The 6,172-nt window shown below is 71.6% G+C and carries 3 protein-coding genes and 1 pseudogene; 2 read left to right on the top strand and 2 right to left on the bottom strand.

Features of this window, described 5'->3' with window-relative positions; genetic code table 11:
- Positions 1 to 111 precede the first annotated feature (111 nt).
- A complete protein-coding gene (locus KS423_RS48635; RefSeq protein ID WP_224283914.1) occupies positions 112 to 2,658 on the bottom strand; it encodes an RICIN domain-containing protein in 2,547 nt (848 codons plus the stop codon).
- Here KS423_RS48635 and KS423_RS35790 point away from each other — a divergent pair.
- Entirely contained in the window at positions 2,563 to 2,781 is a 219-nt protein-coding gene (locus tag KS423_RS35790; RefSeq protein ID WP_374120086.1) for a DUF4913 domain-containing protein, read from the top strand. The two genes, KS423_RS48635 and KS423_RS35790, sit on opposite strands and share 96 nt — an antisense overlap.
- A gap of 487 nt (positions 2,782 to 3,268) precedes the next feature.
- Here KS423_RS35790 and KS423_RS35785 read toward each other — a convergent pair whose 3' ends face one another.
- Positions 3,269 to 5,467 (bottom strand): M4 family metallopeptidase, encoded by a 2,199-nt coding sequence (locus KS423_RS35785; protein ID WP_224283915.1) that lies wholly within the window; start codon positions 5,465 to 5,467, stop codon positions 3,269 to 3,271.
- Positions 5,468 to 6,038: 571 nt separating this feature from the next.
- On the opposite strand from KS423_RS35785, the pseudogene KS423_RS35780 reads away from it, so the two are divergent.
- Positions 6,039 to 6,134 (top strand): annotated as a pseudogene (locus KS423_RS35780) (IS5/IS1182 family transposase); the annotation flags it as partial.
- Positions 6,135 to 6,172 lie beyond the last annotated feature (38 nt).

The following is a 6,172-nucleotide window of genomic DNA, read 5'->3' as shown; positions in this document are numbered from 1 at the left end:
CCGGCGCTCGGGTCGGGCGACGTCGGGACCGTGGCACCGGGCTGCCGGGCTGCCGGGCTGCCGGGCCACGATCCTCGGGCGCGCGGCCCGCGGTCGGTCGGAGGTGCCTGGTTACGTGGTCTTCAGGAGCGACCAGTTCTGCTGCGGCCGGCCGTTCGCCTGCTGCAGCTCCAGCAGCCAACCGCCGTAGTACCAGCGGGTGCTGAGGCCCAGCACGAGCGAGCCGCCGTCCGCGGTGACGGTGAACCCGCCCTCGACGGCGTTGAGCTGCCACTTCTGCGCGGCCGTGTCGGAACACGGCTGCTGGGCGACGTACTGACCGGCCACCGGGGCGCCGCCGAGCTGCAGGCACTTGCCGGAGCGCGCGGACTTGATCCGCACCGCGCCGTTCCCGGCGTCCTCGAACTGCCACTTCTGGTTGGCGTAGCCGGTGCGCTGGTAGGCGATGGCCACGGTCCCGTCGTTCATCGAGCTGCCCCACAGGTCGGTGGCCTGCCCGGTCAGTCCGTTGACCATCGTGTAGCGCGTGCCCGGCTGCGGGCGGCCGGCGTCGGTGACCGTGCGGAAGGTGGCGGTGCGACCGGGCGTGCCGACCGCTCCGGCGGCGTCGCGGACGGCCACGGCCACGGTGTACGAGGTGCCGGGGGCGAGACGGACCACGCCGACCACCGTCGAGCGGACGGTGCCGATCGCCTGGCCGTTCAGCAGCACGTCGTAGCCGGCCGCGGCGGGTGCGGCGGTCCAGCTGAGCACGGCGGAGTTCTGGGTGACCTGGCTGACGCTCACCGCGGGGCCGGTGTTGCCCGCCGTGGGGGTCGCGGTCGGAGTGGGGGTCGTGGTCGGCGACGGGGAGCCGGTCGGCGTGGGGGTGGTGCTGCCGGTGGGCGTCGGGGACGGCGAGGGCGTGCGGGTCGGCGTGCCGGTCGGAGTCGGGGTGGGCGTCGGGTTGGGGCCACTGCCGCCACCGGCGATGAGGAAGCGGTTGTTGGCGACGTTCCAGTGCGTGGTGAGGTAACTGCCTGGCGACGGGGAGGTGTTGTAGTAGTCGTCGTGGTTGCAGTCGAGCCGGTCGTCATGGGCGCGGTCCGGGCAGACGGTCCGCATCTGCGGGTAGTCGGGGGCGTCCGAGTAGCACATCACGTCCCACTCGTCGACGCAGTGCCCGGCCTTGCTGGAGTTGGGCGCGCTGTTGTTCACCGCGCCCAGGTTGTGGCCGAGTTCGTGGGCGGCGGTGCTGCCGCTCCAGCACCCGGAGTCGGTCCGGCCGTACGAGGGCCCGAAGTTGCTCAGGTTGTCCTGGCCGGGGCGCTCGTCGCCGGCGAAGGTGCCGATCCCGCAGTACACCTTGGCGTCGGTGAACATCATGTACTTGCGGTCCTTGCGGTTGAACCCCTGCGCGGCGAGGGCCCGGTTACTCGCGTTGAAGTCCTGGATCTCGGCGTCGGAGATCTGCACGTTCAGCACCGAGGCGCTGCAGTCGGACTCGGTGACGAAGCGGACGTGCCGTTCGCCGCCGGTCTCCGCGGCGCTGGCGTTGTAGATGACGTCGACGTCGGCGGCCCACTTCTTGAACGAGGCAAGGTACTGGGCGAAGCGGTCGTTGCCCGGGCTGTGGACGTACACCGCCTGGACGCGGTTGCCGCTGCTGCCGTCGCCCTCGCAGACCAGCTTCGACCCGGCGGGCGCGGCCGCTCCGGCCGGGGCAGCGTCCGCGGCGGTGCCGGCGCCGCCGAGCAGTGCCTTCTGCGTGGCGTCCAGGACGGGCGCGGAGCCCTTCAGTAGGTCGGCGGCGGCGGGTGCCTGGGCTCCGGCCGCGGGGGTGATCGCGGGCGTCTGAGCGACCGGGGCCGCGACCGGCGGGACGTCCTGGCGGATGTCCACGCCCTTGGGGGGCACGTCCGGGCCGTGGCTGCACTGGGTGCTGCCGGTGACCTCCAGCGTGCCGCCGCAGCGGTCGCTGCCCGGCAGGCTCAATCCGGCGTAGACCAGGCCGCGTTCGGGCTCGTCCTTGGGTATCGCCTTGAGCGGCGCGGCCTTCTGGTCCCGCTTCGGGGCGGGCGCCTGGGTGGCCCCCTCGGCGGTGCCGGTCTCCCCCGGTCCGCCGTCGTAGCCGACCAGCCCGGCCTGCGTCCCCGAACCGTCGACCCCGTCGGCCGCGGCCGTGACGGCGCTGTTCAGGGCCGCCGGCTCCAGCGCGGTGCGGATGCCGAGCGTTCCCGCCACCAGCCCCGCCGCCACCGCCGCGGCGACCAGGACGCTCCTGCGGGTGAGCCTGCGGCGCTTGCGCCGACGAAGCTCGGTGCTCCGGTGTCCCATCGCGTTCCTTTCCTCGTGCGATGACCCGGACCCTGTGGTGAAGGGGTCCGGGCCTTCCGACACTCCGGAGAGCACAGGGGACGACCGGCAATAACAGAAACATCTTGCGAAGATATTCAGCGCGTTCGAACCGCGGGCGGCGGCGCCGAGCATCGCGCGCAGCGCGTCGCACTTGACGGCGAGCGCGTCCACTGCGGCCTGCTGCTGTTCGGCCGTCACGCAGTGGTCCGGCACTCTCCCGACCACATGGAGCGCGTCATCGGCCGCCTCCACGCCCTGTGGCTCGCCCGGCAGCAGCTCACCACCGCCGAGGCCGGCCACGTCGGCCCCTCCACGTGGCATCGCGACCACCTGGGCCACACCCTGCTCCAACTGCGAGGGCCTGACCGCCGGTTCGCCGTGTGCACTGCACCACCAGCCCGTCGCGGCCGGCCCACCGTCTTCTGTCCACCCCCGACCAGCTGAGGCTCGCCGCAGGAACACCGCTCTCGACTTCGGCCTCGGCAGCCTGTCGCCCACCGGCGATTGCTTCGCCCACCTGCGGAACAACGCCTGGGGAGCGACCTCGACCTCCCGGCACGGCACGGCGTCCGGACCGGCGTCACCATCCCGGCCGGCACCACCTACGAGTACCAGGACCTGTGGTTGGCCCTCACCCTCCCCAACTCCCTGATACAGGGGAGTCGTCGTCCACGGTGGCCATGAGCTGACCCTGGCCGTCGGCACCCGTGTCCGAAGGCGGCCCGGAAACGGACGAGCGGGCTCGCCGTGGTACGCGAGCCCGGGAAGGGTGTGGGCGGCCCGGCCCGGCGAGGGAGGCGCCGGTTCCAGCCGGGGTGGTCCGGAGCCCGGCGACGGACCGTGCCGCAGGTCCATGAGGTGATCCGGTCGGCGAAGTGTGTGTCTTCGCCGGCCGGATGACCTCAGTGGTCGGTGCTCGGTGCGGGCGCGGTCAGAAGATGAGCTTCCAGGCGTCGATGCGGCCCGAGTCGGTGCGGTACATGTCCTGCACCCGCAGCCGCCAGGTGCCGTTGGCGAGCTGGGTGGAGGCGTCCACCGTGTAGGTCTCGATGACGTTGGCGGCCGCGTCGCCGATGTTGCTCTTCTTCAGCGGGTACACGGTGCCGTCCGGGCCGACCAGGTCGACGGCCAGGTCACCGCGCCAGGTGTGCTTGATGTCCACGCCGACCTTGAGGTCGCTCGGTGCCCGGCCCGGGATCCGGTCGACGACGATGTCCGAGAAGACCGCCGGGCCCCCGTCCGGGATCGGCATGGGGGTGGTGTTCGCGAAGATGCCCCGGGAGACCTTCCAGGTGAACGTCGTCGCGATGCTGCTGTGGTGGGAGGCCTTGGCGGTGACGGTGACCGTGTACGTGCCGGCAAGGGCCGGGATGCCGGTGACGCGGCCGGTGACCGGGTGGAGCGTCAGGCCCTCGGGGAGGCCGGTCGCGTGGTAGGTGACGATGCCGGGGTTGAAGTTGACGGCCTTGATCTGGAGCTCGGCGGGGGCGCCGATCGCGGTGATCTGGCCGGCGACGGGGTCCAGCAGGAGGCCGTCGACGACGCGCGGGCCGACGTTGACGGCCGCCCAGGCGTTGGCGGTGTTCATGTAGGTCGTGCTGGTCGGCCCGTACAGGTCGGCGGCGGCCTTCAGGGTGGCGGTGCGGGCGCCCGCGTAGTTGGTGGTCGAGGTCATGTACGTGGTGAGCGCCCGGTACCAGATCCTGGCGGCCGCGTCCCGGCCGATGCCGGTCACCGGCAGGCCGTCGGAGGTCGGGGAGTCGTAGGCCACGCCGTTGACGGTCCTGGCGCCGCTGCCCTCGGAGGCCAGGTAGAACCAGTGGTTGGCCGGGCCGGAGGAGTAGTGCACGTCGACGGAGCCGAGGTCGGACGACCAGTAGTCCCTGGAACGGCCGTCCTTGGAGGGCTTGTCCATGTAGCGCAGCGGGGTGCCGTCGCCCCTGATGTCGATCTTCTCGCCGACGAGGTAGTCGCCCTTGTCCTCGGGGTTGCCCGCCCAGAACTCGATGGCGGCGGCCATGATGTCGGAGGTGGCCTCGTTCAGGCCGCCGGACTCGCCGCTGTAGACCAGGTTCGCGGTGGCGGAGGTGACGCCGTGGGTCATCTCGTGGGCGCCGACGTCGATGGAGGTCAGCGGCTTGACGTTGCCCGCGCCGTCGCCGTAGGTCATGCAGAAGCAGCTGTCGGACCAGAACGCGTTGACGTAGTTGTTGCCGTAGTGGACCCGGGTGTAGGCGCCGATGCCGTCGTCCTTGATGCCGTTGCGGCCGTGGACGTTCTTGTAGTAGTCCCACGTGAGCTGGGCGCCGTAGGCGGCGTCCACGGCGGCGGTCTGCCGGTTGGCGACGGTGCCGTCGCCCCACGTGTCGGTCGGGTTGGTGAACAGCTTCCTGGTGGAGCTGGTGCCGTTCAGGTCGTAGGTGCTGTGGCCGCCGCGGGTGGTGTCGGTCATCGCGAAGCCGCCGCCGGCCGCCGAGGTGCCGATCGTGACCTGGCCGGAGTACTTGCTGTTGCCGACGCCGGTCTCGACGCCCTGGTACTCGAGGATCTTCTTGCCGGAGTTCGCGTCGGTGATGACGTGCAGCTCGGACGGCGTGCCGTCCTCCTGCATGCCCGTGACCACCGTCTCCCACGCAAGGCGCGGGGTACCGGACGCCGCCCAGACCACCTTGCGGGCGCTGTCGGCCGCCGGCTGCGCGACCTTCGCACTCCCGGCACTGTCGAGCGCGAGGCCCCTCGCCGCCTCGGCGCTCTCCTCGGCGGTCGTGTCGACGGCGATGTCCGCCTCGGTCGCCTTCGTGACGCCCTGGGTGGAACCGTCCGCGGCAGTGTGGACGACCAGGTCCCCGCCGAGCACCGGCAGTCCGTCGAAGGTCCGCTCGTAGCGGGTGTGCACGCTGCCGTCGGCATCTTTGGTGACGCCCCTGACGACCAGCGCCTCCCGCGGGCCCAGGTCCAGCGATCTGGCGGTCGCCGCCAGCGACGCGTCCGCAGAGGCCAGCAACTCACCGCGCTGCTCCGGCGACAGCTGCACCGGCAGCGCGCCGGCGATCGCCCGGACCTCGACGGGGGCCTGGACGGGGGTCTCGTCGGCGGTGGCGACGCCGGACGTCAGGGCAGTCACGACCATGGCGGCGCTGGCTATCAACGCGCCTGCGGCGGTGGTCTTTCGGAAGGATCGAGTCACACTGAACTCCTTCTGCGGCGGCCGTGAGAGTACGGCCGGAGCCAGCCGGGCGGCCGAGGGTGATGCCGCCCGGTAGAGCTGGTGGTTCGAGTGGGGGACAGCCTCCATGTGATCGCCGCAGCGGATGGTGCGCGTGCGACTGCAAGGGCCACTGCGGCGATGGGACGGTACAGTGCCAGCTTTGTTGGGAACCCGTCACCCTTGCTGCAACAAGTTGGCCGAAATGCTGCGCCACAGACGTAATGTCGAGGTAATCCGCCGTCAGTAGCCCGGTAATGCAGGCGAAAAGCAGACCGGAGCCGGGGACGGCCTCACACCGTCCCCGACTCCTCCTCCCACGCTCCCGGACGGGCCCCACCCCCGCCAAGAGCTGTCTCCGCGCCTCCCGGACGGGCCCACACGCCGGCGGGAAGGCGCGGGGCCGCTCCTCGGCGGGCGCGATGAGCCTGTAGTGCGCGTCGTAGCGGTGGTACATGACGTTGCCGCGGCCGGTCACGGCGTCGGTGAAGTCTGCCTGTCCGCCGTGATCGTCGCACTGCGTATGCTCATCCGCCGCGCGGCCCCGCGCTACCGCTGGGATGGCCGCCCCACCACCAAGCGCCTGGAGTAACGCCTACGGACGGGCGCCCTTGACTGTGGGCTGCGTCT

It is taken from the genome of Streptomyces sp. LS1784, assembly GCF_020103755.1.
Lineage (GTDB): Bacteria > Actinomycetota > Actinomycetes > Streptomycetales > Streptomycetaceae > Kitasatospora.
The sequence above is the reverse complement of the archived record's forward strand: the minus strand, read 5'-3'. Positions and strand labels throughout refer to the sequence as shown.

Excerpts from the sequence above, each read along its gene's own strand:
- KS423_RS35790 (WP_374120086.1), top strand. The coding sequence starts at position 2,563 with ATGGAGCGCGTCATCGGCCGCCTCCACGCCCTGTGGCTCGCCCGGCAG.
- KS423_RS48635 (WP_224283914.1), bottom strand. The coding sequence starts at position 2,658 with ATGCCACGTGGAGGGGCCGACGTGGCCGGCCTCGGCGGTGGTGAGCTG.
- KS423_RS35785 (WP_224283915.1), bottom strand. The coding sequence starts at position 5,467 with ATGGTCGTGACTGCCCTGACGTCCGGCGTCGCCACCGCCGACGAGACC.